The sequence below is a fragment of the Streptomyces sp. NPDC048258 genome, from assembly GCF_043201995.1.
In the GTDB taxonomy this organism is placed as follows: Bacteria; Actinomycetota; Actinomycetes; order Streptomycetales; family Streptomycetaceae; genus Streptomyces.
Genome location: NZ_JBICZH010000023.1, coordinates 56,297 through 81,196, shown reverse-complemented (window position 1 = coordinate 81,196; position 24,900 = coordinate 56,297). Strand labels below are relative to the sequence as shown.

The following is a 24,900-nucleotide window of genomic DNA, read 5'->3' as shown; positions in this document are numbered from 1 at the left end:
GGCGGCGATCCCAGCGTGCCGAGAGGAACGTCTCGTGATCCGCACCCGTTACGCCGCCGCTCTGGCCACCATGGCCGTTACCGCCCTCGCGATCACCGCGAGCCCCGCCTCGGCGGCACCCGGCGACACGCTCACCATGTGCTCCAGCACGCTCACCCCGGACGGCTGGGTGGACGTCCAGTGGTGGAACAGCGGTGGGTGCGGCTCCGGCTTCACGCCCAACACCAAGCAGATCAAGGACCTCAGAGGCTACCCGGTCGGCACCCAGGTCAACGCATGCGCCTCCACGTGGCCGCCCGCCGGCTGGACCATCGCCAGCACCTACTACTCGAGCGGCTGCCGCTACTCCGCTGTCCCCAGCTTCAACCCCAACACCTGGACACTGAAGCGCACTTCCTGACCTCGCGCCGGGCGCCGTAGTCGACCTCTGCTGCCGACTACGGCGCTCGGTGCCGCGCCCGCCGGTGGCTGGGGCCGGGAGTCCGCTGTCGTCGGTTCGGGATCGGCGGAGGGCGGCTGACGGTGGTCCGACCCACGGCCGTCGGGCGGGACAGGGACGTGGCCCGACAGGCCACGTCGCACACGGCCGGCCGAGGCTTGATCAGTCGTCTTCGAGTCGCTGGAAGATCGTGGAGAACTCGTCGGTCTCGATCAGTCCGGCGATCACGTGCGTCATGCTGTCGATGCCGGGATCCCTGACGATCGGGCCGTCCGAGACCCAGAAGTAGCGGCCGCCGAGAGCCTCGTCGCTTCCTGCCCAGGTTTCCATCAAGCGTTCGACTTCCGTGACCGTGAACTTGGTCGCGCTCCACCGAGATCCATCGAGATCCATCGTTGGCAGCCCGCCACCGCGCCGTAGGCGGCCCCTCGTGTCACCCTGCGGGGGCGATCCGCCAGGTGCCGTGGCGTACGTCGAGCGTCGCCGTCAGGTCGGCCCGCTGCGGGAACGGAACGCCCAGCCGCCACGGGTCCGGCAGGGCAGCCAGCCCGATCGTCACCTGCTCCTCGGTGACCGTGCCCAGGGCCCCGATCCAGTGGGGTGCGGTGGCGACCAGCCGCTCAGGCAGCCACGGCCCGGGCTCGGGAACGGGCGAAGAGGGCCCCTCGGTGAGTTCGGCGAGGGCGGAGCCGGCCAGCAGGGTCAGCAGCCGCGCCAGGACCGCGGCCGGCAGGGCGGGATCTCGGGTTTCCAGCAACACGTAGCAGTCGTCGTGGCCGGAGAACCAGACCCGGGAGCCTCCCAGGCGGCTCAGGAGCGGCTCGTCGACGCCGGTCGTGCCGAGGACGAGGGCGAGCTCGTCGAGTTGCTCAGGGGTCACGCCGGCGGGCACGTCGATCAGCGTCAGCTCGTACGGCGACCAGCTGCCGTCGAGGAGATGGGGGAGGCGGTCGCGGTCCATCACAAGGATCTCCTCCGCGAGTCCGTACGTGCCGGACGCCCAGGATCCGAGGGGGTGGACCGTGCACGGCACGCCGAGCTCGGCCGCGATCAGCGACGGCCGCAGCGACCGCCAGTCCTCGTCCAGGAAGGAGTTGGTCTCCAGCGACACCACCGCGACCACTTCGTTCGCCACGGCCACGAGCAGGTCGGCCAACTCGCCCGCCTGGGCCGCGCCGGCGCCCACCTGCCACGCGTCCTCGGCCTCGCGGACGCTGAAGCTCAACGGGAACGGCCGGCACTCCATACCGACACCGTTCACGCTGAACGCGCCCTCCCGCCCGACCTCGATCACTGTCCCACCCCCCGAGAACCCACCGGACGCCACCGCGGCGCCCGCACCCATCATCGCCGGTCAGCGGGGCGGGCCTGCCACTGCCGGCGGCCCCTCGACGGGGGCGTGGTCCGGGGAACACAACCAGGTGTAGTTCGCGTCGGTCACGGCGTTCAGGGCCGCGTCGGTGACGGCCGCGCGGGGGCCGGTCGGGGCAGCGAGAACGGGGCCGATGGGCGGGAAGACCGGTGGCTCGGAGACCCGGAGTTCGAGCCGCTCTGGGCCGAGCTGGACGCGCGTGCGGCGGCGGTCCTCGTCCACCCCACCGCGCCGCCCGGTGCGATGGTCCCCGGCCTGCCCAGCCCGCTGGTGGACTCCCCGTACGACACCGCCCGCACCGCCCTGCACCTGGCCGTCGCCGGTGTCCCGGGCCGGTACCCCCGGCTGAAGATGATCCTCTTGACCTGCAACGTTCTCAAGACTTCGCCCAGGTTCCGTCGATCTGCCGGCGCCGAAACCGCGTCCCGAGCTCGTCGACCAGCAGGCGGTGACACGCCGCCTCCAGACGCTCGCCGTAATCCGGCATGAAGATCTCGGTGAGCGTCGTGTCGAGCGTCCCGGAGATCCTGTAAATCGGGGACCAGACCGCAGGGTCTGTCAGCAGGTCATCCAGGGTGTTGGATTCGTACATCGCTTGGTAGAGCCAGTGCGACATCACGAGGGCCTGATCGTGCGTGAGTTGGATCCGCGAGCGTCCGCCGTCGGGACGCCGGGCCTCCCACCATGCCGGACGGCCGGGGACGGCCCGGGCCACGGATTTCGACCGCTCCGCGTGCGCGGGAACGCGCCACCCGGTAGCGTCGAAAACGCGCGTTCCGCCCAAACCGCTGCGGCCTGGCCCGGCAGGTCCGCCGCCGATGTCGGCACAGGAACGAGATCACATGCCACAGCACAGCATCCACGTGGTGACTGCCGCGGCCGCTCTGGTCTGCCCGGCAGCAATCGGCCCCACACCCAGCAGCGCCGCGTCACCACCCGCCCAGTCCGCCCAGTCCGCGGGGCCCAGCCCGGCAGCCCCGTCCCGGTTCGTGCCCGGCCCCTGTCCGAAGCCGCCCGAGCTCATCGAAGCGCTGAGCGACGCACGGTGCGGCTTCCTCCAGGTCCCCGAGAACCGATCCCGCCCCGGCGGCCGGACCATCAAGCCGGCCGTGGCGGTCATTCCGGCCGTCACCCCGGCGAAGCCCGCACAGGACCCCGTGGTGTTCATGGCGGGCGGCCCCGGTGGCGACACGTTCGACGACATTCCGTTCCTCGTCGACTCCGGCCTGAACAAGGACCGCGAACTGATCATCATGGCCCAGCGCGGCAACCTCTACGAGCAGCCGAACCTCGCCTGCCCGGAGGTCGACCGGTTCAACGCGCAGGCCGTGGGCCTCGGCTATGACGCACAGCAGGCGGAGCGGCTCATGCTGAAGGCGGTGAAGGAGTGCCGGGACCGCCTGACGGCCGACGGCATCGACCTGAGTGCCTACAACACCACGGAGAACGCCGCCGACTTCGCCGACCTGCGCAAGGCGCTGGGCCTTCCCCGGTGGAACGTCTACGGGTACTCCTACGGCTCCGACCTGGCCCTCACGTACCTGCGCCTGCACCCAGAGGGCATCCGCGCGGTGGCGATCGACTCGATCACACCTCCCCAGACCGCGACCCTGCCGTGGACATGGAGCAGCGCCGCTGAGGGGACCAACAACATCTTCGAGGCGTGCGCGGCGCAGCCCGCCTGTAAGAGCCGGTACCCGGACCTCCCCCGTACGCTGACGGAGCAGGTGCGCAAGCTGGAGGCACAGCCCCTGACGCTGGACGTCCCGCCGCCGAGCGGAGGAAAGCCGGTCAAGGTCGTCCTCGACGGGGGCGCGCTGCTGAACCTGATCGTCGCCTTCACCCCCCGGCCCAAGGACGTCCCGGCGGCGCTCGACGAACTCAGCCAGGGAAACCCGGAGCGATTCGCCCAGGCCCGCGCGGCCGGCTCGGTCCAGAACGTCGGCGCGTCCGTGCACGGCCTGACGAACTCGGTGGCGTGCAGCGAGTGGGCGCCGGGGTACTCGGAATCCGACGTGCTGAAGGCGGGGCGCAAGGCCTTCCCCGGGTGGCCGGACACGGTCCTGGCCCAGGTGCCGCAGCTTCCCTTCCAGTACGCGGCGTGCCGGATCCGGAACGTTCCGGACCGCTCGTCCGTCCAGAGGGTGGCCACGGTCAATTCGGTGCCGGCGCTCGTCATCTCCGGCACGTTCGACGTGAAGACCGGGGCGAGTTGGGCGCGGGACGTGGCCCGTAACCTGTCCCGCTCGACCGCCGTGCAGATCCCCGGAATCGGCCACTGGGTGGTCCCGCAGTCGCCTAGCGCGCAACGCGTGCCGGCCTCGTTCCTAGCTCGCCCGACCGCGCCCGACACCGCTTGCGTGGACGACCTCGAGCCCGAACCGTTCACGATCATCCCGAAATAACCGGGAGGGCAGATGGCAGTCCACCACGCGCCCCGTCGTCGCCGCACCCTACGACGACTCCAGGCCTCGTCGGCCGGCATGGCGACCGGTCTCCTCGTCACCGGCCTGCTCGCAGCGCCCGCTCAGGGGCAGCCCCGCACCGACACCAGCGCCGGCCCCGGAGCGCCGATCGGCACGGTCGCCCGGACGGTGGGCGATGCCAGCTTCGAACCGGGCCCCTGTCCGAAGACGCCGGAACCGATCGAGGCGCTCGAAGGGGCCCGCTGCGGAACGCTCACCGTGCCCGAGAACCGCGCCGAACCAAGCAGTCGAACGATCAAGCTCGGTGTCGCGATCGTGCCCGCCGAGACCGACACACCGAAACCCGACCCCATCGTGTGGCTCGCGGGCGGACCCGGAGACGACGCGGTGGGGGAGGCGAAGATGGCGATCGACGGCGGCCTGAACCGCGACCGTGACGTGATCTTCATGTCCCAGCGCGGTACGTACTCGGCCGACCCGACGGCCCTCTGCCCCAACATCGACGAGTTCAACGCACGCGCGGTCGGCCTCGTCTACGACGCTCCGTCCACCGAACGCCTGCACGTCGAGGCCACGAAGGCCTGCCGCGACCAACTGGCGGGCCGCGGGATCGACCTCAGTGCCTACAACGACACCGAGAGCGCCGCCGACTACGAGGACCTGCGCACCGCGCTGGGCATCAAGCAGTGGAACCTGTTCGGGATCTCCTACGGCACCCACCTGGCGCTGGCCTACATGCGCCTGCACCCCGAGGGGCTGCGCTCGGTGGGCATCGACGGCATACTGCCGCCGTCCAAGGCAGGGTCGGCGGCGACCTGGAGCAGCGCCCGGCAGGGCTTCGACGGCCTGTTCAAGGCCTGCGCGGACCAGCCGGCGTGCAACAAGCGCTATCCGAACCTGTCGGCCACCTTCGACCGGCTCGTCCGCGAACTCGAAGCCAAGCCGGTCACCACCACCGTCACGCTCCCCGGCGACGACAAGCCGGTGAAGGTCGTACTGGACGGCGGAGCCCTGGTGAACTGGATGACCTCCGCCACCCACGTGGCACCCCAGGTACCCGCCGCCCTCGACGAGCTGGCGCACGGCAAGCCGCAGCGGATCGCCCAGCAGTGGGCGGGCGGCAAGCTCAGCCCCCAGGCCATGGGCAGGGTCGCGCACGGTCTCGTCTACGGCATCTTCTGCAGCGAGTGGACGCCGTACGAGAGCCAGGAGGAGGCGCTCCGGGGCGGACAGGAAGCGTTCCCGTCGTTCCCCCGCTCGGTGCAGGCCCAGGCTCCGCAGCTCACCTTCCTCCGTCCGGACTGCGACGTCTGGAACGTCCCCGCGGCGGCGCGCTCGATCCGGGACGTCACGCGCGGCGACATCCCCACCCTCGCCCTGTCGGGCGGGTTCGACTCCCAGACCGGGGCGGACAACGGGCCGTACGTCGCCCGTACGCTGAGCAAGGCCAAGGTCGTCACGGTCCCCTACGAGCCGCACGTGGTGTTCGCCACCTCGAAGTGCGCCCAGGAGATCACCGTCTCGTTCTTCGACACCCCGGACGCACCGAAGACCGGATGCCTGAAAACCCTGAAGCCGCCAGAGTTCGAGATCGGGCCCTGAGACCGGGTCGTTGGCCCGGGGTCCGGGGGAGTCAACCCGCGTTCAGTTCCGTCGTGCTGGGGACCGTGTCCTCGCCTCCGCGCCCGCGCCCGCGCCTCCGGGATCCTGACGATGAGTCCCGTCTGCCCGCGCCCGGGTATCAGCGAAACGGAGGGTTACGGGGCCCCACCCGCGCACGTCCGCGGATATCCGCTTGGCGGCGGGCTGCCCGGACCCTACCGTCCACACCCATGGACATCACCTTTCGGAAGCTGCCGGACGATCAGCACGAGATCCTGGTCACCGGACGCAAGGGCCCCGACGTCCGGTTGCTCGCCCACCCGGACGGTCCCCGCATCCCGCACGACCTGGCGCACGCCGCGGTCGAGGAGGCGCTCGGCATCCACGACGGGTTCTGGGGAGCCGTCGCCGACGGGGCGACCTTCCAAGGTATGGAACCGACCGAGCCCACCCGGCACCGGCGGTCGGGGCTGAAGGTCCTGCGCCGCAAGGGCGAAGCCGTGCTGGCGGCGGAGCTCTCCGTCAACTGGGCCTTCCGGGTCTGGTCCGGGCTGTCCGTCACGGGCCGTGGAGTGGGCCGTTCCCCGCTGGACGAGGCGGCGCTGGATCGCGCCATCACCGCTTTGGAAGCGGCGGCCGACCGCTGGGCGGCGGTGCCGGAGGGTGGGAGCCTGGTATGGCACTGGCGCCGCCACTGAGCTCCTGCGCAAGCGGGTGCTGCTCGCCTCGTGACCTCACTGTCGGTGGCCAGTGCGATGATCCCCGGACGGCCACGCGAGGAGATCACATGGGCACCTGGGACATCGGCCCCTTCGACAACGACACCGCCGCCGACTTCGCCGGCGATCTGGACGAGGCAGCCGTGGAAGAACGCGAGTCCATGATCCGCAGCGCACTCGAACGCGCCGCCGACCCCGCGGACCACCTGGACACCCCCGACGCCGAGCGAGCCGTGGCCGCGGCAGCCCTGGTTGTGGCACAGCACCCTGACGGCGAGCCGGCGTGTTCGAACTACGGTCCATCGGAACCGCTGCCGGAGTTCTCCGCAGACCTCCGAACGCTCGCCGTCGACGCCCTGGACCACGTGGTCGCCGACCTGTCTGAACTCGCCGAGCTGTGGGGCGAAGCCGCGGACGGCCCGAAATGGCGCCAAGACATCACCCGCCTCCGCGACGTCCTCGCCCCTCCGATCCCGCCACGAGAGCAAGCCCTCTTCGAGATCTGACCGGTGCCCCACAGTCACGGACCACAGAACCTGTCTGAGCCAGAACCCGAGTTTCGACAGCATCTGGCACCCGATCGGGCCGGTCGTGGGCGTCGCGCGTGTGGCCGGAGGCTCGAAGTCGGTTGAGCCTGGGTTCCGGGGTTGAAGTTGTCGCTGCGGCAGCTTCTACCGTCCTTGCCAGGGCCGGAGAGACCGGCCCGGTGACGCACTCGTGAGGGAGCGGTGATGGACCGGTCGATCGCGGAGGTGGCCCGGATGTCGGGCGTGACCGCCCGGACCCTGCGGCACTACGACGAGATCGGTCTCCTCCCGCCCGCCCGGATCGGCGCCAACGGCCACCGCTACTACGAGGACCGCCAGCTTCTGCTGCTGCAGCAGATCCTCGTCCTGCGGGCGCTGGACGTCGGGCTGCCGGAGATCGGCCGGATCCTGGCCGAGCAGGTCGACGAGGTGGAAGCGCTGCGCGGCCATCATCGGCGGCTGCTCGCCGAGCGGGACCGGCTCGACGCCCTGGCCGGAACTGTCGCCCGCACGATCGTCGAACTGGAACAGTCCAGGAAGGACGGCCAAACCATGACCATCAACCGACCGGAGAACCTTTTTGAGGGCGTGCAGCCCTCCCAGTACGAAGAGAACATGCGCGACTTCCCCGAGCTCGCCGAGGAGGTCGGTCGCCGGGCCGCCACGATGAGCCAGGCCGATGCCGAGGCCGGACACCGCGAGCGCACGGCGCAGATGATCCGGCTGGCCGAGCTGATGGCCGCGGGCCACCAGGCCGACGCCGAGCCCGTGCAGGCCGAGATCGGCGCCCAGTACAGGGCGCTGACCGAGCTGCGCGCCGTGTCTGCCGAGGAGTACCGCGCGATCGGGCGTTCCTGTGTGGACAACGAGGTGTGGCGCGCCGCGTATGAGGCGATCACCCCGGGCCTGGCCGCGTACCAGCGCGACGCCATCGAGGCCTACGCCAGGTCCAGGCCGAGCTGAACCACGACAGGGCCACCGCCGCTCGAGGGGGGAGGGGGATGGGGGAGGTCGCGTACCGCGTGGTCCGCAGCATCGGCGAGGCGGGTGGTCCCGCTCGCGCGCCGGCTCTCAGCAAGCCGTTGTTCACCGCCTCCAGATAGGCCCCCGCGGCGGCCCCCGCTGGCCGGCGGACGAGCTGACGGACACCCGCGCGGCCTTCCGTCGCGCGCTGCGGAAGGACAGCGGGCCTCCGATGGCGGCTGCCTGTTCCGCCTGTTCGGCCGCTGACCGCGAGGCGTGACCCGAAGCATCCCCGGGCCACGCCCTCTACAGTCTCGGTCCTGGGCGATCAGTGCCAGATGATGTCTCCGCCCGCACAGCCTTCGTGGAAGATCGGGTTGCCATGGATGACAGCGGCGGACAGTTCGCAGGCGCTGTGGTGTGCCGAACCGCTGGGGTGGTCGTCGTCCGTACCGTGGGCCAGAGCGGTGGCGGCGCCGCCGAGGATCATGGTGGCGGCGAGGGTGGCTGTGGTGACTGCGGCGCGGATGCGCATGACTGCTCCCTGAGAGAGTGAAAGGGGGTTGTCGGACTTCCCAGAAATCACCCCTGCCGCGGTGCGGAAAACCCCGCCTGGGTCGGATGGACGAGCGATCGACCGTGGCAAGCAACGATCCCGGTTGCGGAAATGCCCACTTCCTGTACGAATCCGTCTCCCCCAGACTCCGGCTGGTCAGCACCTGCCCGCAGGACATCAGACGGTGACATTCCCTGCCTTCGCCACTGGGCACCACGCGTGGGTAGCCAGGGTGGTCGAGGAGAATCGTCCCGTTTCACCTGGACAAGAGTGCAGGGGCACGACGGACCTCTGACCCCAGCCTCGCGACCCTCCGACCGCCTCGCCGGTCTGCTCGACCGACTCGACGACCCCCGCGACCGTCTCATGGACAACTCGCCTACAAGAAGAATGGCCCCATCGTCCCGTAGGGCAGTGGGAATCAGGCTGGGCACGCGATCAGCGGACGGACTGCCGGTAGAGGGTGCCAAGCGCTGCGGCCGTTGCGCCGAGGAGAGTAGTGCTGTCGGGGAGGTGGGGTGGGAGACGGGCGCCCGTCGTCATGCGGGCACCCCGGCCTCGTCCATGACCACGGCCATCTCAGCCGGGGGAAGGGCCGGGTTGGCAGCTGCGCTGGAGGCCGGCTCGGGCAGGGCGAGGGTCTCGAGGAGCCGGGGGAGCGGCAGGCGCGGGTCGCGCGTCGCCGCCTGACGCGTCCAGACGTCCGGATCGTGGTTGAGCCGCTCGATCAGATCGGGGCCGGCGGTGGGGTCGCGGACTGCCAGCTGTCGGTAGATCCCGTCCGGATGGTCCGCGAAGCGGGCGGCGAGCCCCTCGCGGGGGAAGCGGGGGTGGCCGGTCGCCATCCAGGCGGAGAACGTCCCGCCGAGCCGTGCGTACACGCTCATCAGGACCTCCTCCGGGGTGTCGGGGTGATATACGGCCAGGTGGGTGCGCACGAGACGTCCGCGTCCCCGGCCAGACGCTGCAGGAGATCGGGTGGCAGATGCGGACTGCGGGCCGCGGCGCGGCGCAGCAGAGGAAGGGCGGAGGTCGCGGCCCGGTGCAGTACCTCCTGATCGGCGATGCCAGCCGCCACCCAGTCCACGTCCCCCCCACCCCCCGCGTTCGGAGCCATCGTGAAGTCGATCGCGGGCGCGTCGGGCTTCGGCCAGCTCGGGCCGAAGGGAGACGGCGAGCCGCACCCCGTCGTCGGGGTCGACGGCGAGACGGTCCACGAGATCGGCCGACAGGGGCAGCGATGGGGCACCCTCCGTGAGGGACCACGGAAGACGGAACGAACGTGGTAGCTGTTCGCTGCCGCGCCAGGCGTGGGTGACATGGCGTGGGAAGACAGCGCGGTTGTTGTGCCTGCTTCACCTGATCCTCGTGGTGATCGCTTGGACGGAGGTGCCGAGCCCGCTCTGACAGCCCGACCGACCATCGATGCGAGTTCTGGGCGGCTACGGCAGCCCCTGTCTCCGGCCGACGACAGGTGAACTTCGACAGGAACACGGCGCCACGGTCGAGCCACGATGTGGGCACCTGTCTTGCGGTGCATTCGTCCGCATTTCTGCCTGTGAACGGAGGCACCGTGCTCAGGACACCGGTGTGCGGCGTACTCGGCATCGAGGTGCCGATCGTGCAGGGGCCTCTGGGAGGGCCCTGGCAGCAGAGCATGGAGCTGACCGCCGCGGTCAGCAACGCCGGCGCCCTCGGCAGTGTCCCCACCACGATGCGCACTGCGGCGCAGGTACGCGACGATGTGGCGCGCTTGCGGGAGCTCACCGACAGGCCGTTCGCGGTCAACATGACCCGCCGGCCGTTCGACGCCGAGGTCTTCGACGCCGTCGTCGCCACGGCCCCGCCCGTGTTCTCCCTCGCGCTCGGCGACCCGGGTGACCTGGTGTCACGCGTCCACGACGCCGGAGCGTTGTTCATGCAGCAGGTGACCACGGTCGAGCAGGCCATGCGCGCGGCCGAGGCAGGAGTCGACGTGATCGTCGCGCAGGGCACCGAGGCAGGCGGGTTCAGCGGCCCGGTCACCACGATGGCGCTGGTGCCCCAGGTCGTCGACGCGGTCGGACCGCTGCCGGTGCTCCCTTCCGGCGGCATCGCCGACGGCCGGGGCCTGGCCGCGGCGCTCGTCCTCGGGGCGCAGGGCGTGAGCATCGGCACCCGGTTCCTCGCCTCGGCCGAGTGCGGTGTCCCGGACGAGTGGAAGGCGGCCATCCGTACCGCAGCCAGCCAGCACGCGGTCAAGGTCCTCTTTGCCGGGCACGTCCTGTCGGCCCCGACGGAAGGCGGCTACGAGACCGTCCCGCGTTCCCTGCGTACGGAGTTCGTCGACGAGTGGAACGACCGGCCGGAGGCCGCCGTTGACTCGGCTGACGCGTTGCGGACCCGGGTCATGGCGGCGATGAAGAACGGCACGGCCCACCAACTTCTGCCGCTGACAGGGCAGTCCGCCGGGCTGATCACCGACATCGCCCCCGCAGCCGAACTCGTCCACCGTCTGGTCTCCGAGGCCGCGGCGATCCTGCGCACCACGTCCCGCACCCTCGTGGACTGAGCCCGCAGCGCGCGCGTGGTTACTGCCGGTGCGAAGGAGCGCCTGAACGGCGATCACCGACCTCGTCCAGTGGCGGGGGCGCAGGCGGTACGGCTCGGGCGGTCCCCGACAGCCCTGCCCTCCACTGCTGGTGGAGGCAGGGCTCATCGGGGCCGGCCGCCGCTCCCCGATCGCCGCCCTGTCCCCGGTGGCCGTCGACGACGACCGGTTTTGTTTGCGGAGACGGCGACGGGGGTGGGCCGAGCCGCGGTGGTGAACTGGCGCCGCCGATACGACGCCTTCCCGGCTCCGGTGGGTGGCAGCGCGATGAGCCTGGAGTTCGACGGGGGCGCGGTGGCCGCCTGGCTGCTGGCCAACGACAACACCGGTGTGACCACCGTTCTGCCGGCGGCCTCGCTGGTGGTCTTTGGCGCGGAGAGCGGTGCGCGCAGGCTCCCCCTCGATGACCCGTGGCTGGTCCTGGCGGACGACGCCGAGGGGGAGGACTGCGTGTCCGGCTGGTCTACTGCCGGCGGTCAGTGGAACTGAGCAGTCGTCAGGCTCCTGTTCCCGCGGTGCAGACGCACATGACGGAAGCCCCGCCAGTTGGACTGGTGGGGCTTCCAAGGCGTCAGATCATCAGCAGCAGCCGCGTGTGCGCTACCAGTTTCCGGTTCACGCTGGTGCTCTGCACGAAGATCGTGAAGTCGTCGTTGTGGTCCGGCTTGACGCGGGCTTCCGTGTTCGGCAGGCCGAGCAGGGCTCGGGCCGCCGGTCCCGTGTAGACCTGGTCCGTCTTCTTTTCCAGCACCGCAATCTGCTTCTGCGCCTGAATCTTTTCTGACTTACTCAGCTGGTAGAACGCACAACCGGTTCGGTAACTGTGCCCGCACTCGATGACCCAGTCCCGGATCGCCGTTTCGCGAGCCACGGGAATCAGCTGGTACTGCGACGGATCGGCCGGGGTGAGACCGGCTGCCTCGATGGTGTCTTTGTTGACCGCCTCCGCACCCGTGGAGAACACCGCCCGCGATCCCCGGATGCCCTTGGTGCGACCCACCATAAAGTTCTCGGTGGCCTTCAGGATGACCTGTCCGGCTTCCTCCAGACCCTGTGTGCTCGTGGCATCCCAGATGGCGATGTTGTCCTTCGGGAAGCCGCACTGCATGGCCTCGCGCTTGCCCATCTGGTCCGGCACAAGGACGGCCAGCGTCCAGTTGTCCTCCTGCGTCTCGATCATCGTGGCCACGGCCCGCACCAGTTCACGAGGGTCCCTGCTAGGGGCATCCGGGCAGCGGTGACTCGCGTTCTCCTGCCCGTCGGTCAGTACGAACGTGAGAAAGCTGTGGTCGCCGTACAGTTGAGCTGTCTGCGCCAGCTCCCGCTGTGACTTCAGCGTGGCCGCCAGCAGAGCCGTCATTCCACCAGCCCGGTACAGCTGCTTCAGGGACGGCATTCGCAGCACGTCCTTGTCGTAGATGACGCACTCCACCTTGTCTGCGAAGACGTACACCGTGACGCGGGTTTCCTGGTCCAGTTCCTGCGATCGGCGGGCCAGATATGCAATCTGTTGGTCGGCGACTTCGACGACCTTACGGCTCAGGTGCGACATGGACGAACTGGCGTCCAATACGAGAGCAACGTGATTGATGTAGTTCTGGTTTCCGGACATGAGGGCTCCCCCGTTTTCCGACTCGATGCTCCGATCTTCTCACCCACCACTGACAATCGATCTTGGACTCCAGGCCGGACTTCCCCGACCTGCGGGAACTGCGCGCGGGTGCTGTACCCCGCCAGCTTGAAGCCCCCCGATCTGAGACTTCGTGACCCCTGCGCTGCGATCACCCTCATGACCAGCCGCATCACCCAGAAGCAGAAGCTCAGCCCTCCACCCTCGCCGAAGCCGCCTGAACCCAGCACCCCCAGGGCCGACCCCGGCACCACCGCACCGCTACGCGGTCCGGGCGGAACGCCAGACTGTCGCATCGACGAAGTGCACGTCGTAGCGGACCTGTTCGGGCAACAGGCTGTCGAAGGAGTCCAGGCCGTGCTGGATACGGCCCAGCGTCCGGAAGTATCCGAAGCGGTCGACACCCGGCGTCAGGACCGCCAGGAGCTCGGCGGTGCAGCCGGCAGCGGCACCGAAGGCATGCGCCACCTTCGGCGGCACGACGACCATGCCACCCCGCCCCACGGCCGCCCTCTCGTCGCCGACAAGGAACTCCACCGTCCCGTCCAGTACGTAGAAGGGTTCGGTCGACAGTGCGTGGTAGTGCGGCCGTGCGCCGTCGGCGCCCATGCCGAGGGCAAGGCGGTTGGCGCCCAGCGCGCCGCCGGTGTCGCCGGCGTCGGCCGGCAGCCGGAAGCCTCCGCCGTGCGGCAGCGCTGCGTACTCGGCTTCCTCGGGCCGCACGATCAGCGCGGTCTCGTTGCCGGTCTCCATCAAGTCTCCTTGATGGCGGCCTCCGGGAGGAGGTGCCCTTCTGTGCTCGAAGCCCTGCCCCTCGTCGCCGAAAGCGAGGCGACGAGGGGCAGGGCACTGTCCGGTTCCGTCAGGCGGCGTGGCCGCCGTCGACGGAGAACTCGGAGCCGGTGATGTAGGCGGCCCCGTCTCCGGAGAGGAAGGCGACCGTGGCCGCGATCTCCTCAGGACGGCCGAACCGGCCGAGGGCCGTCATCGCGGCCTGGGGGTCCGCGTAGGGTCCGTCGGCCGGGTTCATGTCGGTGTCGACCGGCCCGGGATGGACGATGTTGGCGGTGATGCCCCGTCCGCCGAGCTCCCGGGCGAGGGCCTTGGTGAGCCCGGTCAGCGCCGACTTGCTCATCGCGTAGAGCGTTCCGCCAGGGCCCGGTACCCGCTGCGTCATGCAGGTGCCGATGGTGATGATCCGGCCTCCCCGGCCCATGTGAGCGGCTGCTGCCTGCGAGGCGAGGAAGGCACCTCGTACGTTGACCGCGAGCACGCGGTCGACGTCGGCCAGCGTCAGCCCGTTGAGCGGGCCCAGGACGCCCACGCCTGCGTTGTTGACCAGCACGTCGAGCCGGCCGAGTGTCTGCACCGCCCAGTCCACGGCACCCGCCGCGTCACCGACGTCGCCCGCGTCCGCCCTGACGGCGACGCCCCGGCGGCCGAGCGCCTCGATCCTGCGGACCACTTCCTTGGCCGCCGCCTCGTTGGCCGTGTAGGTGATGGCCACGTCGGCTCCCGCCTCGGCCATGGCCAGTGCGATCGCCGCGCCGATGCCCCGGCTGCCACCTGTCACCAGAACCGCCTTGCCGTTCATGCGCTCTCCTCGTCATTGGTTGCTGGTTCAATCAAACGAGACGGTGATCGTCGGCGCTGGCGGGAATCCGACCTGGCGTTCGGCCCGTCCCAAGGTCCAGACCTGGATGCCGCGGTAGCGGATCGGCCCCCTGGACCGCGGGACGAGGTCGGAGGCCGTCTCGCTGCTCAGGGTCAGGAGTTCGCACCCCGGGGGCTGACACAGCCCGGGACCGCGCCCCGGGTGGGGGCGCGGAGCGCGTCGCGATGGCGGGCGGAGTCGGGCCTGAGCGGGCAGGCAGCTGAACCATCCGCCTCTTCATCACCGCGCAGGGAGAGGGGTTACGCGCTCGGCGGCCACGGCTGAATCAACTCTCCCTCGCCATCGTCGAGTTCAGGTCAGGCTACGCAGACGTTCCACCGGCCCGGAGGCCACACCGACCCAGAGCCGGCAGGATCGATCACGCTCCGGACGGGGCCTGGTGGAGTCAAGGCCGTCACCGGGCGGCGAGCGGTCGACAAGGGCTGCGCGCTGCAAACCCTGGCTGAATGCCTACGTGCGGAACGTGGACCTTGCGCGGATTCGCGCGGTTCACGGCTGGCAAGTCCTTGCCATGGCGAGGACTTGCCGTCATCAGGTCTTCACGTCGGCGTTCCTGGGCCGATAGACCCATGGCATGTTCTCCCCCTCTCAGGCTTCCGCCTTTCGGCGCAGGCGCTGGCAGCTGATCTCGGCCGCCACCGTGGTGCCGCTGCTGGCGTCGGGACTCGCAGTGATGCAAGCGCCCGCTCAAGCCGCTCCGAGCAAGCCCACCGTTCCTGCCAAACCCTCGGCGACCCACAAGGTCACCCTGGTCACCGGCGACGTCGTCACCGTCACCACGATGGCCGACGGCAAGCAGGTCGCCGACGTCGACCGGCCGGACAGCGCCGTCGGCGGCGTCAAGATCCAGGAGATCAAGGGCGACCTGTTCGTCATACCGGACGAGGCGGCGCCGCTGCTGGGCACGGACAAGCTGGACCGGCGGCTGTTCAACGTCACCGACCTGATCGAAATGGGCTACGACGACGCGAAGTCGGCAGCCGTGCCGCTGATTGCGACGTACGCTGCCCAGCCGAAGTCTCGCTCGGCCGTCGAGCCGACGGCACCCCGGGGCAGCAAGCTGACCCGCAGCCTCAAGGGCATCGGCGGCGCCGCGCTCAGCACCGAGAAGCGGCAGGCCCGCACCTTCTGGACCACCGTCGCGCCGCAGGGCAGCGCGACGTTGGGCGCGGGTGTGTCGAAGCTGTGGCTCGACGGTCGTGTGAAGGCCAACCTGAAGGAGAGCGTGCCGCTGATCGGCGCGCCCGAGGCCTGGGCGGCCGGGTACACCGGCAAGGGCGTCAAGGTCGCGGTGCTCGACACCGGCATCGACGTCAACCACCCCGACTTCGCCGGCCTGATCGACGGCACGGCCAGCTTCGTACCGGGTGAGGCCGTCACCGACGTCAACGGGCACGGCACACATGTGGCTGGGACGATCCTCGGCTCGGGCGCCGCCTCCGGCGGTGCCAACAAGGGCGTCGCCCCCGGCGCCGACCTGGTCGTCGGCAAGGTGCTCGGCGGCGCGGAGGGCTACGGCCAGGACTCCTGGGTCATGGCCGGCATGCAGTGGGCCGCCGAGTCCGGTGCGGACGTCGTCAACATGAGCCTCGGCGACTCCTACCCGACGGACGGCAGCGACCCGATGTCGCAGACGGTCGACGCGCTGTCCGCGCAGTACGGCACGCTGTTCGTCATCGCCGCCGGCAACGCGGGTCCGGAGAGCATCTCCTCTCCGGGCGCTGCCGCCTCGGCGCTGACCGTGGCCGCCACGGACAAGCAGGACCAGCTCGCGTCCTTCTCCAGCACCGGCCCGCTGGCCCACTCCGGCGGCATGAAGCCGGACATCGCGGCGCCCGGGGTGGACATCACCGCGGCCCGCTCGCAGGACATGACCGGCGGTGGTGAGGGCCTTTACCGCACCCTCAGCGGCACCTCGATGGCCACCCCGCATGTGGTCGGCGCGGCGGCGATCCTGGCCCAGCAGCACCCGGACTGGACCGGCGCGCGGCTCAAGGAACACCTGATGAGCACCGCGAAGGGTCTGGACGAGCGGTACTCGCCGTACGAGGTCGGCACCGGCCGTCTCGACGTGGCCGCTGCCGTGCGCACCACGGTCCGCGGCACCGGATCGCTCTTCTTCGGCAACTACACATGGCCGCACGAGCCGAGCGACGTCGCCGTCACCAAGGACGTGACCTTCACCAACTCCGGTTCCTCCGACGTCAGGCTGAACCTGGCGCTGACCAACGGCGGCGGCGCGTTCGCGCTGGGAGCCGGCACGGTGACCGTCCCGGCGGGCGGCACTGCCGCCGTCCCGGTGACCAGTGACCCGCAAGCCGCCCCGGCCGGCCGGCGCGTCGGATACGTGATAGGCACCGATGCGACCACCGGAAAGCCGGTGACCCGCACCTCCGTGGCGCTGCTCAAGGAGGAAGAGCGCTACGACCTGAACATCAAGCTGGTCGACCGGAATGGCAAGCCCGCCGCCGGCTGGGTCACGGTCAACCTGGCCGGCGACTTCTGGCCGTGGAATCTCTACGTCGACGGATCGACCACCATGCGCATGGCACCCGGCCTGTACACCGTCGCGGCGTACCTCGACGTGGCCGGCGAGAAGGCGGACCGCTCGGGTCTGGCCGTGCTGGTCGACCCGGAGACCCTGCTCAAGGACGGCTCCGCGGACGTGGTGCTGGACGCGCGCAAGGCACGCTTGCTGCAGACCGAGGCGCCGCAGCGCACCGAGGACCGCCAGCGCAAGGTCGACTTCAACGTCCACTACAAGGGCTTCGACCCCTTCACGGACTACCGCAGCGCGTACGTGCTGCCGCCGACGTACGACGACGTCTACGTCGCGCCGACGGAGCCGATGAAGCAGGGCGAGTTCATGTTGACCACCCGCTGGCGCAAGGGCGAGCCGCAGCTCAGCTTGAGCACGTTGGGCGGCCGGCTCAAGTTCGAGGCATTGGTGCAGGCGGGCAGCGCCCTGGGCACCGCCACGGACACGCTGGACACCGTCTACGGGGGCAACGGCTCGGCGGCCGCGTACGAGAAGGCCGGCGCCAAGGGCAAGGTCGTCGTCGTCGAGCGCAGCGACAAGGTCTTGCCGCAGGAGCGCACCGAGGCCGCGGTCGCTGCCGGTGCGAAGGCGCTGATCGTGGTCAACGACGGTGTCGGTGCCCTGATGGAGTACGTCGGCGAGTCGACCATCCCGGTTGCCACCGTGCACCGCGACGCGGGCAAGACCCTCATTGCGATGGCCAAGGCCGGCAACCTCAAGCTGACTGCACAGCAGACCCAGTACACGCCGTTCGTCTACGACCTGACCCGGGACTACCCCGGCCAGGTGCCGGACCGGGCCCTGGTCTACAAGCCGACCCAGGGTGACCTCGCCCGGATCGATGCCCGCTACTACTCGGCCACGGACGGCCGGTTGGCGGAAGGCTACCGTTCCGACTTCACCCTCAGCCCGTCGTTCAACTTCCCCGAGCTCGAGTGGCACCCGGGCACCCGCACCGAATGGGTGACCCCGGGACAGGTCTGGAGGGAGTTCCACGCGCAGGGCGTCGACGGAGACCTGCCGTGGGTGATGGTGTCGGGCGACAACACGTATGCCAAGGGCAGCACCACCCGTCTGGACTGGTTCGCTCCGGCGACCCGGCCCGCCCAGAGCGAGTCCTTCGGCGTGTACAACTCCCGCTGGCAGAACCACATGACCTGGAACGTGCAGGCATGGGCCTCCGCCAGCGACAACATGCGGCTGGGCGGCTTCCTGTCGTGGGGTGAGACGCCGACCCACCTGCAGGTCTTCCAGGGCGACCGGCTGATCCACGACAACCCGTACAGCACGGACATGCAGTGGAAGGAGGTGCCGGCGGGCAACCTGCCCTACCGCGCCGTCCTCGACGCGGAGCGGCCCGGTGACCTCTTCCGACTGTCGACGCGCACCCACACCGAGTGGACGTTCATGTCCGACACCGTCGACTCGGACTTCTTCGAGCCGTTCTCGGTGCTGAACCTGAACTACAAGCTGGAGTCGGACCTGCACGGGGACGTCAAGGCCAATGCGACCCAGCAGATCGCGCTCAAGCCGGTGTCGATGGACCTCGGCACCGTGCCGGGCACCGTCACCACGGTGAAGCTGGACGTCTCGTACGACGACGGCGCCACCTGGCAGAAGGTGACCGTGACCAAGGGCGCCGACGGCTCCTGGACGGGTTCCTTCAGGACGGCCAAGAAGCCCGGCGGCTTCATCTCGGTCCGCGCGAGCGCCGAGACGGACAGCGGCTTCAGCGTCAAGAACGAGATCATCCGGGCGTACGGCCTGCGATGAACCACACAGTCGGGCCCCGGGGAGGCAACTCCTCGGGGCCCTTCCCGTCACACCTGCTCCCAGCAGGGACTATTCAGGGCCTGCCGCCATGGCACATACTCTCCCCGCTGCGGCAAGAGGAAGAGAGTCGGTCGCCGATGCTGGATGTTCTGGGCCTCGAACCCGATGACGAGCGCGTCTACCGGGCGCTGCTCGGACGGCCGAATTCCACCGCGACGCTGCTGTCGGATCTACTCGTCCTCTCGCAACCCCATGTCGAAAGCACCTTGTCCCGCCTGGTCGGGTGGGGACTGGTGACCAGGTCGGCGGACGAGCGGTTCACCGCCGCGCCGCCGGCCATGGCGCTCGGCTCTCTCATCAGCCAGCGCCGGGACGGGCTGCGCATGGCCGAGCAGGCACTGGTGACCTTCGCCGAGGAACACCGGGCGGCGATGACCGGGAGCAGCATCAGCGATCTGATCGAGGTGGTCACGGGCGTCGACGCCATCCGCCATCGCTTCCTACAGGTGCAGCAGGCTGCCCGTACGCAGGTCCGCAGCTTCATCACGGCACCGTTCGTCGCCTTGCCGCCCGACGAGAACACGGCCGAACCCATGGCCATCGGCCGCGGCGTGCACTTCCGGGCGGTGCTGGACCGGGCCGTGCTGGCAGAGCCGGGCATCATCGACGATGCGATCGATTCGCTGCGCAACGGCGTGGAACTGCGTGTCGCCGACCAGCTGCCGATGAAACTCGTGCTGGCCGACGCCGACCTGGGCCTCGTCCCGCTCGCGGTCACACCGGACGGAGAGCCCGGCGCCGTGCTGCTGCACCGCAGCGGCCTGTTGGATGCGTTGGACGCGCTGTTCGAGACGGTATGGCGCACTGCCCATCCGCTCGAGCTGTCGGGCCCCGGCGGAGAAGCCGAAACCACCGTCGAGCTCGGTGCGGAAGGCCCGACCGAGCTCGACCGGAGGATCCTCGCGCTGCTTCTGGCAGGCCTGACCGACCCGACGGCCGCGACACAGCTCGGTCTGTCACCGCGCACGCTGCACCGACGCCTGCGCCACCTCATGGACATAGCCGGAGTTCGGACCCGGATGCAGCTCGGCGGTTACGCCATCCGACACGGCTGGGTAGAGCCGCACTGAAGGTCCTACGCCGTGTCCGGTCCCGGGCAACCTCCTGCGTCGGCAGGCATCCGCACGGCGTCGGACAAGCCGGGACTGCCGGAGCGCGGAGCGCTTGTGTGCAGCCGAAGGTCGCGGCCGGACGGCGCGGGGTTCGGACGGCTTGTGCAGGCACGGCGTGGCAGCTTTTACCAAGATCGGTTCTGGATGTCCAGCCACGTATTCGAGTGGCGTGACGCACGTGCCCTCGCAGGGTTTATTTGAAGTGTGCCCACCGGGGAAGCCCGGGAGGAAATGAGGTCGGAAAACTATTCCCGGCCTGTTCTGCGGGACGGTATTCAATCCCTTTTCTTTACATCGAATGGAGAATTCTCATGCACAAGCTGTTCTCGACTCGTCGTGTTGTTCTGGCCGGAGCTTCCCTGGCGCTGGTGGGTGGCGGTATCGCGCTGCCGGCGACCGCGATGGCCGCGCCGGCCGCCGTCCCGCAGCACGCCGTCACCCTTGTTCCCAGTGACAGCGCCGACGGTATCGGTACGGGTGGTGACGCCAACGCCGAGAACACGACGGTCGGTGGTACCGCCACTGGTGGAAACGCCAACTCGGGTGTCGGTCAGTGTGAGGGCGGGTGCGATGTCACCACGGGTGCGGCCACCGGCGGCAACGCCAGCGCCGACGCCGTCAACACCGGCGACGCCACGTCTGTGGGCGGTGACGGCACGGGCACGGGCGGCACGGTGAGCAAGGTCGAAAAGCAGGTGATCAAGAACCAGCTCAAGGACGCCCTGAAGGCGAAGCTCGGCAAGTGAGGGCCGACAGCCCCACAGCCCCGGGAGCAGATCCCGGCGAGCCCGCCCCACCCAGCAGACGCCGGAGAGGCCCACAGCCTCTCCGGCGTCTGCATGCCGGGCGGCGACTCCGCGGCCCCGCTGCATCGTCGCGGCACTACCAGTGCTCCAGCAGTACCAAGACGATCGATGACACCCGTTACCAGTGGGCGGCTCTGGGCGTGGACCCGGTGCGCACAACAGTGCTGCACGTAGAGGAACACGAGCTGGTCTGGAAGGTCTACTGGCAGTCCGAGGAATACGCGCGCACCCGGAACCCCTCTGCCATGTTGATCGGCCACGGCCCTTACCTGGTCGACCGCATCGACGGAGGGCTGTACCAAATCGGGATTGTCTCCGAGAAAGGCGGCCACTGGGAGCCTGACTACCGTGTTCGCATCCGTGGGCTGGCCATCCGCACTTCTGTGGACGATCTACACGATGAGATACGCGAAGCCACCGCCGTACTCGGACGCATCCGTGCGGCGCGCATCCTGCGCCAGAGACTGCCGATGCTCTCTCCATCACAGGCCCTCGAGTACGTGAGCGCGTTGCTGCACGCCGATGCCCCAGCCCACCTCGTGGCTGTCGCCGTTGAACAACTCATCGAACCCATGGACCCGGTGCTCGCCGTGAAGACAATCCGTCAGGGAGAGCTCGACTGGCGAATCTGACTCACGACGGTTGACTTCTCCATTGGGAAGCCGCCAGGAGGCGATGTCGGACGTAGCTGGCACGATGCTCCGCATGGATCTCGTACACCCGCTCGACGGCTTGGATGCCCACCCCTGGCTCGCCTCCTCCCACGCGTACGGCAGCGCGGAGGACATCCCCGATCTGCTGCGGGCGCTGACCGGAACCGACGCGGATGCGGCGGACGAGGCCTTGTCGGACCTGTACGGGAGCGTGCTGCACCAGGGAACGGTCTACGCCGCCAGTGCGGAAGCGGTGCCGTTCCTTGCCAGGATCGCGGCAGTCGGCCACCGCACGGCTGACGTCCTGGGGCTGCTCGGCGGCATGGCCGAGAGCGAGGACGAGTACGGCGTGGCACCGGGCGCGGTACGGGCGGCCGTGGCTGAACAGCTTCCGCTGCTCCTACCGCTGCTGGCCGCCGCCGAGCCGACCGTCCGCCGGACCGCCGCCTGGGCGGTCTCCCACACCCGCGCGGCCGAGATCGCGCTGCCCGCCCTGCGCACGCGCTGGGAAGAGGAAACCGAACCCGCCACTCGCGCGGAGGTCCTGGCCGGGGTCGCCCGGCTCGACCCGCAGGGCGGCTCGGTGGCGGCCGCTACCGTCCTGGAGCCGTCCCAGCCGTCCCAGCCCGCCGAGGTTCGCATGGCCGCCGTCTTTGCCCGCCTCGACGCGGACGCTCCGTGGACCGAGGCCATGCACGCGACGATGCTCTCCCTTCTGCCCGCCGACGCCCTGCGCTCCGACCTCGACCTCGAACGCGGCGAACCGCTGGCCGCCGTCGTCGAGGCCCTCCTGGGCCGGGGCCGCCCCGAGGAACGCGAAGCGGCGTTCGACCTCGTCGACGCGGCTCTGCACGACGGCCGGGCAGAGGTGCGGGCCGAAGGCCTCTGGGCGGCGGACCGAGCCTGCATGCTCTCCCGCAGTGCCCCGCGGCGACTGGTGCGGAACCTGCGCGCGGCGGCCGTCGATGAGGAGTCGGTGGTCGACATGGCGTCCCTCCTCGGCCGGCTGGGCAGCGCCGCCGCACCGGCCGCGGACATCCTCGCCGCGCTCGCCGGACGGAACCCGCACGAGGACGACGACCACGCGGACCGGGCCCTGGCCGCGCTCGTGCTCGTCGCGCCCGCGCAGGCGGCCCCGCTCCTGGCCGCCGGCCTCGGGCGGCGCCCGCGGGCCCTCGACGCGGCCTCCGGGTTCCGGAGCCCGATGGACTCCGCCTTCCTGTACGACGGCGAACTCCTCGACGAGGTCCGGTACCGCCTCTCCCGGCCCGAGGCACTGAGCGGCAACGAACCATGGCAGCTGACGAACCTCCTGGCGGGCTGGGGCGCCGACGCGGCGCCGGCGTTGCCCGAGCTGTGCGCGGCGCTCCCGCACTTTCCCGGGCAGGCCGCCCGGGCCATCGCTTCCGTCGCCGCCGACTGCGCTCCGGCGGACCGCGCCCGGGCCGTCACCTCGTTGCGGACGGTGGCCGAGCAGGGAGTGCTCCCCGCGGCGAAGGCGCTGCACGACCTCGTCGGCGAGCCCGCGCCCCTGCTGCACTGCCTCGAACAGGACCTCCGGCGTGGCGCCGGCCAGCTCAGGGAGGCCGCCGGAACGGCCGGCGCGCTCGGTCACGGGGGAGCGGCGCTGGCGCCGACCCTGCGCAAGGCGCTCAGCGGCTCCGACGGCGATACCACGCCCGCGCTGGACACGGACACGGCTCTCGCCGAAGCTCTGTGGCGCGTCACGGGGGAAGCGGACGAGGCGGTCGCCGTTCTGGACTCGGTCTTCGCCCGCGCCGAAGGGAACTCCTGGTCCCGGTGGTCGGTGGTGCGGGCCGCCCGCACGGCGGCGCTCCTCGGTCCGGCGGGGCGGCCGCTCGCCGCCCGCCTGGAAGCCGCCCTCGACGATCCGGCGCAGGCGCCGGCAGCCGTGGTGGCCCTCACGGCCGTAGCGGAACCCGCCTCACTGGACCGCACCGCGCTCGCCGCGGCCGCCTTGAGGTCGGCCGAATCGGACGCCGATCCGGCGGGTGCCTGCGACGCCTTGGAAGCCCTCGGCGCCACCGCCCTGACCGGCGACCACCTGCGCCGGCTCGCCGCCCTCGCCGACGGCGACGCCCGGGTCGTCCGCTCGGGAGTCGAAGACCGCGTCATCCGCCAGGATGAAGCCTTCCGAAACCGCGCCCGGGCACTCCTCACCACCTTCACGGACCGCGCAGCACCCTGACCGGACAGACGCCGTCGGCACAGCGGAGCCGGGGGAGTGACCCGTCCGGCGCCCAAGATCCCGGCTTGTTCCCGCACGGCGGCAGGTGCGCCGTACAGCCGCCGGGGCCAGGCGGATCATAGCGGGGCAGGGGCCGGTTTCCGCCGAATCCGCCATTCAGCGCGCACGGCGCCCCACGCTCAGTAGCTTGTGTCTCACAGTCAGTCCGGCCCTGGATTGGAACCGAGTGCCGGGCGTGGAGAGAGAACAGCAAGGGAGCGCGGACGGCGATGGCGAATGTGGAAGTCTCGTTGAAGGAGACGATGACCTCGATCGAGGGCGCGCTGGGTGCCGCACTGGTGGACTACACCAGCGGAATGGCCTTGGGTACCCTCGGCGGCGGGAAGGACCTCGACCTGACGGTCGCCGCAGCAGGCAATACCGATGTGATCCGGGCCAAGGTCCGCACCATGGAAATGCTGGGCATGCAGGACGACATCGAGGATCTGCTGATCACGCTCGGCACTCAGTACCACCTGCTCCGGCTGCTCAAGGGCCGCGGGGGCAACGGACTGTTCCTGTACGTGGTGCTGGACAAGAACAACTCCAACCTGGCCATGGCACGCCACCAGCTCAAGCGCATCGAGGCGGCGCTGGAGCTGTAACGCCGCATCGTCGGGGCCCACGCATGCCCACAAATTGAAGACTTCTTCAACCCGGCACATCCGAAACCGGTCAAGTTTGGGCATGCGTGGCCCCATCGGACGCGACGATGACATCGAAGACCGGCTCGGGCTCGAAGACCCGCAGCCACGGCCACGGTCCAAGCAACACAGCAGGAGCGTTCGTGGGAGTGCAAGTACCGCTGTACCAGGCCAAAGCCGAGTTCTTCCGCATGCTCGGACACCCGGTCCGCATCCGGGTCCTGGAACTCCTGCAGCGCGGGCCCATGCCCGTGAGGGACTTGCTGGCCGAGATCGACGTCGAAGCGTCCAACCTCTCCCAGCAACTGGCGGTGCTGCGCCGCTCGGGCATCGTCATCTCCACCCGCGAGGGCTCGACCGTCAGCTACGCCCTCGCCGGCGGCGACGTCGCCGACCTCCTGCGAGCGGCCCGGCGCATCCTCACCGAGCTGCTGGCAGGGCAGAGCCAACTCCTGGCCGAACTGCGGCAGGTGGAACCGGGCGCCGACTCCCTGGGAGCGGGGCTGGGCACGGAAACGGCTGCGGGTACGGAGACGGCTGCGCGTACGGGCCGCTGATCCGCCCGG

The 24,900-nt window shown here is 70.1% G+C and carries 23 protein-coding genes and 1 pseudogene; 15 read left to right on the top strand and 9 right to left on the bottom strand.

Going from position 1 to position 24,900, the window contains the following annotated elements; translation table 11 throughout:
- Positions 1–34 precede the first annotated feature (34 nt).
- On the top strand, positions 35–400 hold the full coding sequence (locus ACGFYQ_RS35370; RefSeq protein WP_393750305.1) for a hypothetical protein: 366 nt from the start codon (positions 35–37) through the stop codon (positions 398–400).
- 201 nt (positions 401–601) lie between these two features.
- On the opposite strand, the pseudogene ACGFYQ_RS35365 reads toward ACGFYQ_RS35370, so the two are convergent.
- The 4 genes and pseudogenes from ACGFYQ_RS35365 to ACGFYQ_RS35350 all read right to left on the bottom strand — a co-directional run.
- A pseudogene (locus ACGFYQ_RS35365) lies at positions 602–823 on the bottom strand (hypothetical protein); the annotation flags it as partial.
- A 49-nt stretch (positions 824–872) separates the two neighbouring features.
- Positions 873–1,733: a hypothetical protein gene (locus ACGFYQ_RS35360; RefSeq protein WP_393750304.1), complete on the bottom strand. Its 861-nt coding sequence runs from the start codon at positions 1,731–1,733 to the stop codon at positions 873–875.
- A gap of 60 nt (positions 1,734–1,793) precedes the next feature.
- Positions 1,794–2,033: a hypothetical protein gene (locus ACGFYQ_RS35355; RefSeq protein WP_393750303.1), complete on the bottom strand. Its 240-nt coding sequence runs from the start codon at positions 2,031–2,033 to the stop codon at positions 1,794–1,796.
- A gap of 154 nt (positions 2,034–2,187) precedes the next feature.
- A complete protein-coding gene (locus ACGFYQ_RS35350) occupies positions 2,188–2,526 on the bottom strand; it encodes a hypothetical protein (protein WP_393750302.1) in 339 nt (112 codons plus the stop codon).
- 127 nt (positions 2,527–2,653) lie between these two features.
- Between ACGFYQ_RS35350 and ACGFYQ_RS35345 the strand changes: the two genes are divergently transcribed.
- The 5 genes from ACGFYQ_RS35345 (at position 2,654) to ACGFYQ_RS35325 (ending at position 8,048) form a co-directional block, all read left to right on the top strand.
- Positions 2,654–4,216 (top strand): alpha/beta hydrolase, encoded by a 1,563-nt coding sequence (locus ACGFYQ_RS35345; RefSeq protein ID WP_393750301.1) that lies wholly within the window; start codon positions 2,654–2,656, stop codon positions 4,214–4,216.
- Between the two features lie 78 nt (positions 4,217–4,294).
- Positions 4,295–5,839 carry an alpha/beta fold hydrolase gene (locus ACGFYQ_RS35340; RefSeq protein ID WP_393750342.1) on the top strand — a complete coding sequence of 515 codons (1,545 nt, stop codon included), beginning with the start codon at positions 4,295–4,297 and terminating at the stop codon, positions 5,837–5,839.
- 230 nt (positions 5,840–6,069) lie between these two features.
- Entirely contained in the window at positions 6,070–6,537 is a 468-nt protein-coding gene (locus ACGFYQ_RS35335) for a hypothetical protein (protein WP_393750300.1), read from the top strand.
- 89 nt (positions 6,538–6,626) lie between these two features.
- Positions 6,627–7,064, top strand: coding sequence for a DUF4259 domain-containing protein (locus ACGFYQ_RS35330; RefSeq protein WP_393750299.1), 438 nt, complete (start codon positions 6,627–6,629; stop codon positions 7,062–7,064).
- Positions 7,065–7,289: 225 nt separating this feature from the next.
- Positions 7,290–8,048 carry a MerR family transcriptional regulator gene (locus tag ACGFYQ_RS35325; RefSeq protein ID WP_393750298.1) on the top strand — a complete coding sequence of 253 codons (759 nt, stop codon included), beginning with the start codon at positions 7,290–7,292 and terminating at the stop codon, positions 8,046–8,048.
- Positions 8,049–8,376: 328 nt separating this feature from the next.
- On the opposite strand, the gene ACGFYQ_RS35320 is transcribed toward ACGFYQ_RS35325, so the two are convergent.
- Together ACGFYQ_RS35320 and ACGFYQ_RS35315 are read right to left on the bottom strand one after the other, a co-directional pair.
- Positions 8,377–8,583 carry a hypothetical protein gene (locus ACGFYQ_RS35320; RefSeq protein WP_393750297.1) on the bottom strand — a complete coding sequence of 69 codons (207 nt, stop codon included), beginning with the start codon at positions 8,581–8,583 and terminating at the stop codon, positions 8,377–8,379.
- Positions 8,584–9,143: 560 nt separating this feature from the next.
- Positions 9,144–9,491 carry a hypothetical protein gene (locus tag ACGFYQ_RS35315; protein ID WP_393750296.1) on the bottom strand — a complete coding sequence of 116 codons (348 nt, stop codon included), beginning with the start codon at positions 9,489–9,491 and terminating at the stop codon, positions 9,144–9,146.
- Positions 9,492–10,177: 686 nt separating this feature from the next.
- Here ACGFYQ_RS35315 and ACGFYQ_RS35310 point away from each other — a divergent pair.
- Together ACGFYQ_RS35310 and ACGFYQ_RS35305 are read left to right on the top strand one after the other, a co-directional pair.
- Complete coding sequence (locus ACGFYQ_RS35310; protein WP_393750295.1) at positions 10,178–11,155, top strand: NAD(P)H-dependent flavin oxidoreductase; 978 nt, start codon at positions 10,178–10,180, stop codon at positions 11,153–11,155.
- Between the two features lie 234 nt (positions 11,156–11,389).
- Positions 11,390–11,683, top strand: coding sequence for a hypothetical protein (locus tag ACGFYQ_RS35305; protein WP_393750294.1), 294 nt, complete (start codon positions 11,390–11,392; stop codon positions 11,681–11,683).
- 82 nt (positions 11,684–11,765) lie between these two features.
- On the opposite strand, the gene ACGFYQ_RS35300 is transcribed toward ACGFYQ_RS35305, so the two are convergent.
- The 3 genes from ACGFYQ_RS35300 to ACGFYQ_RS35290 form a co-directional block, all read right to left on the bottom strand.
- Positions 11,766–12,806, bottom strand: a complete 1,041-nt coding sequence (locus tag ACGFYQ_RS35300; protein WP_393750293.1) for a vWA domain-containing protein — start codon at positions 12,804–12,806, stop codon at positions 11,766–11,768.
- A 279-nt stretch (positions 12,807–13,085) separates the two neighbouring features.
- Entirely contained in the window at positions 13,086–13,577 is a 492-nt protein-coding gene (locus tag ACGFYQ_RS35295; RefSeq protein WP_393750292.1) for a cupin domain-containing protein, read from the bottom strand.
- Positions 13,578–13,686: 109 nt separating this feature from the next.
- Positions 13,687–14,418: an SDR family oxidoreductase gene (locus ACGFYQ_RS35290; RefSeq protein ID WP_393750291.1), complete on the bottom strand. Its 732-nt coding sequence runs from the start codon at positions 14,416–14,418 to the stop codon at positions 13,687–13,689.
- Positions 14,419–15,073: 655 nt separating this feature from the next.
- On the opposite strand from ACGFYQ_RS35290, the gene ACGFYQ_RS35285 reads away from it, so the two are divergent.
- The 7 genes from ACGFYQ_RS35285 (at position 15,074) to ACGFYQ_RS35255 (ending at position 24,891) form a co-directional block, all read left to right on the top strand.
- Positions 15,074–18,811 carry a S8 family serine peptidase gene (locus ACGFYQ_RS35285; protein WP_393750290.1) on the top strand — a complete coding sequence of 1,246 codons (3,738 nt, stop codon included), beginning with the start codon at positions 15,074–15,076 and terminating at the stop codon, positions 18,809–18,811.
- 137 nt (positions 18,812–18,948) lie between these two features.
- Complete coding sequence (locus ACGFYQ_RS35280; protein ID WP_393750289.1) at positions 18,949–19,941, top strand: helix-turn-helix domain-containing protein; 993 nt, start codon at positions 18,949–18,951, stop codon at positions 19,939–19,941.
- Positions 19,942–20,294: 353 nt separating this feature from the next.
- Positions 20,295–20,729 (top strand): hypothetical protein, encoded by a 435-nt coding sequence (locus ACGFYQ_RS35275; RefSeq protein WP_393750288.1) that lies wholly within the window; start codon positions 20,295–20,297, stop codon positions 20,727–20,729.
- Between the two features lie 200 nt (positions 20,730–20,929).
- Positions 20,930–21,421: a YrhB domain-containing protein gene (locus tag ACGFYQ_RS35270; RefSeq protein WP_393750287.1), complete on the top strand. Its 492-nt coding sequence runs from the start codon at positions 20,930–20,932 to the stop codon at positions 21,419–21,421.
- Between the two features lie 73 nt (positions 21,422–21,494).
- Positions 21,495–23,651 carry a hypothetical protein gene (locus tag ACGFYQ_RS35265; RefSeq protein WP_393750286.1) on the top strand — a complete coding sequence of 719 codons (2,157 nt, stop codon included), beginning with the start codon at positions 21,495–21,497 and terminating at the stop codon, positions 23,649–23,651.
- A 269-nt stretch (positions 23,652–23,920) separates the two neighbouring features.
- Positions 23,921–24,295 (top strand): hypothetical protein, encoded by a 375-nt coding sequence (locus ACGFYQ_RS35260; protein ID WP_393750285.1) that lies wholly within the window; start codon positions 23,921–23,923, stop codon positions 24,293–24,295.
- A 188-nt stretch (positions 24,296–24,483) separates the two neighbouring features.
- Positions 24,484–24,891, top strand: coding sequence for an ArsR/SmtB family transcription factor (locus ACGFYQ_RS35255; RefSeq protein WP_393750341.1), 408 nt, complete (start codon positions 24,484–24,486; stop codon positions 24,889–24,891).
- Positions 24,892–24,900: the final 9 nt, after the last annotated feature.

Coding starts and splice junctions, on each gene's coding strand:
- ACGFYQ_RS35280 (WP_393750289.1), top strand. CDS start 18,949: ATGCTGGATGTTCTGGGCCTCGAACCCGATGACGAGCGCGTCTACCGG.
- ACGFYQ_RS35315 (WP_393750296.1), bottom strand. CDS start 9,491: ATGAGCGTGTACGCACGGCTCGGCGGGACGTTCTCCGCCTGGATGGCG.
- ACGFYQ_RS35300 (WP_393750293.1), bottom strand. CDS start 12,806: ATGTCCGGAAACCAGAACTACATCAATCACGTTGCTCTCGTATTGGAC.
- ACGFYQ_RS35275 (WP_393750288.1), top strand. CDS start 20,295: ATGCACAAGCTGTTCTCGACTCGTCGTGTTGTTCTGGCCGGAGCTTCC.
- ACGFYQ_RS35290 (WP_393750291.1), bottom strand. CDS start 14,418: ATGAACGGCAAGGCGGTTCTGGTGACAGGTGGCAGCCGGGGCATCGGC.
- ACGFYQ_RS35330 (WP_393750299.1), top strand. CDS start 6,627: ATGGGCACCTGGGACATCGGCCCCTTCGACAACGACACCGCCGCCGAC.
- ACGFYQ_RS35325 (WP_393750298.1), top strand. CDS start 7,290: ATGGACCGGTCGATCGCGGAGGTGGCCCGGATGTCGGGCGTGACCGCC.
- ACGFYQ_RS35265 (WP_393750286.1), top strand. CDS start 21,495: ATGGATCTCGTACACCCGCTCGACGGCTTGGATGCCCACCCCTGGCTC.
- ACGFYQ_RS35260 (WP_393750285.1), top strand. CDS start 23,921: ATGGCGAATGTGGAAGTCTCGTTGAAGGAGACGATGACCTCGATCGAG.
- ACGFYQ_RS35335 (WP_393750300.1), top strand. CDS start 6,070: ATGGACATCACCTTTCGGAAGCTGCCGGACGATCAGCACGAGATCCTG.
- ACGFYQ_RS35345 (WP_393750301.1), top strand. CDS start 2,654: ATGCCACAGCACAGCATCCACGTGGTGACTGCCGCGGCCGCTCTGGTC.
- ACGFYQ_RS35340 (WP_393750342.1), top strand. CDS start 4,295: ATGGCGACCGGTCTCCTCGTCACCGGCCTGCTCGCAGCGCCCGCTCAG.
- ACGFYQ_RS35285 (WP_393750290.1), top strand. CDS start 15,074: ATGTTCTCCCCCTCTCAGGCTTCCGCCTTTCGGCGCAGGCGCTGGCAG.
- ACGFYQ_RS35320 (WP_393750297.1), bottom strand. CDS start 8,583: ATGCGCATCCGCGCCGCAGTCACCACAGCCACCCTCGCCGCCACCATG.
- ACGFYQ_RS35295 (WP_393750292.1), bottom strand. CDS start 13,577: ATGGAGACCGGCAACGAGACCGCGCTGATCGTGCGGCCCGAGGAAGCC.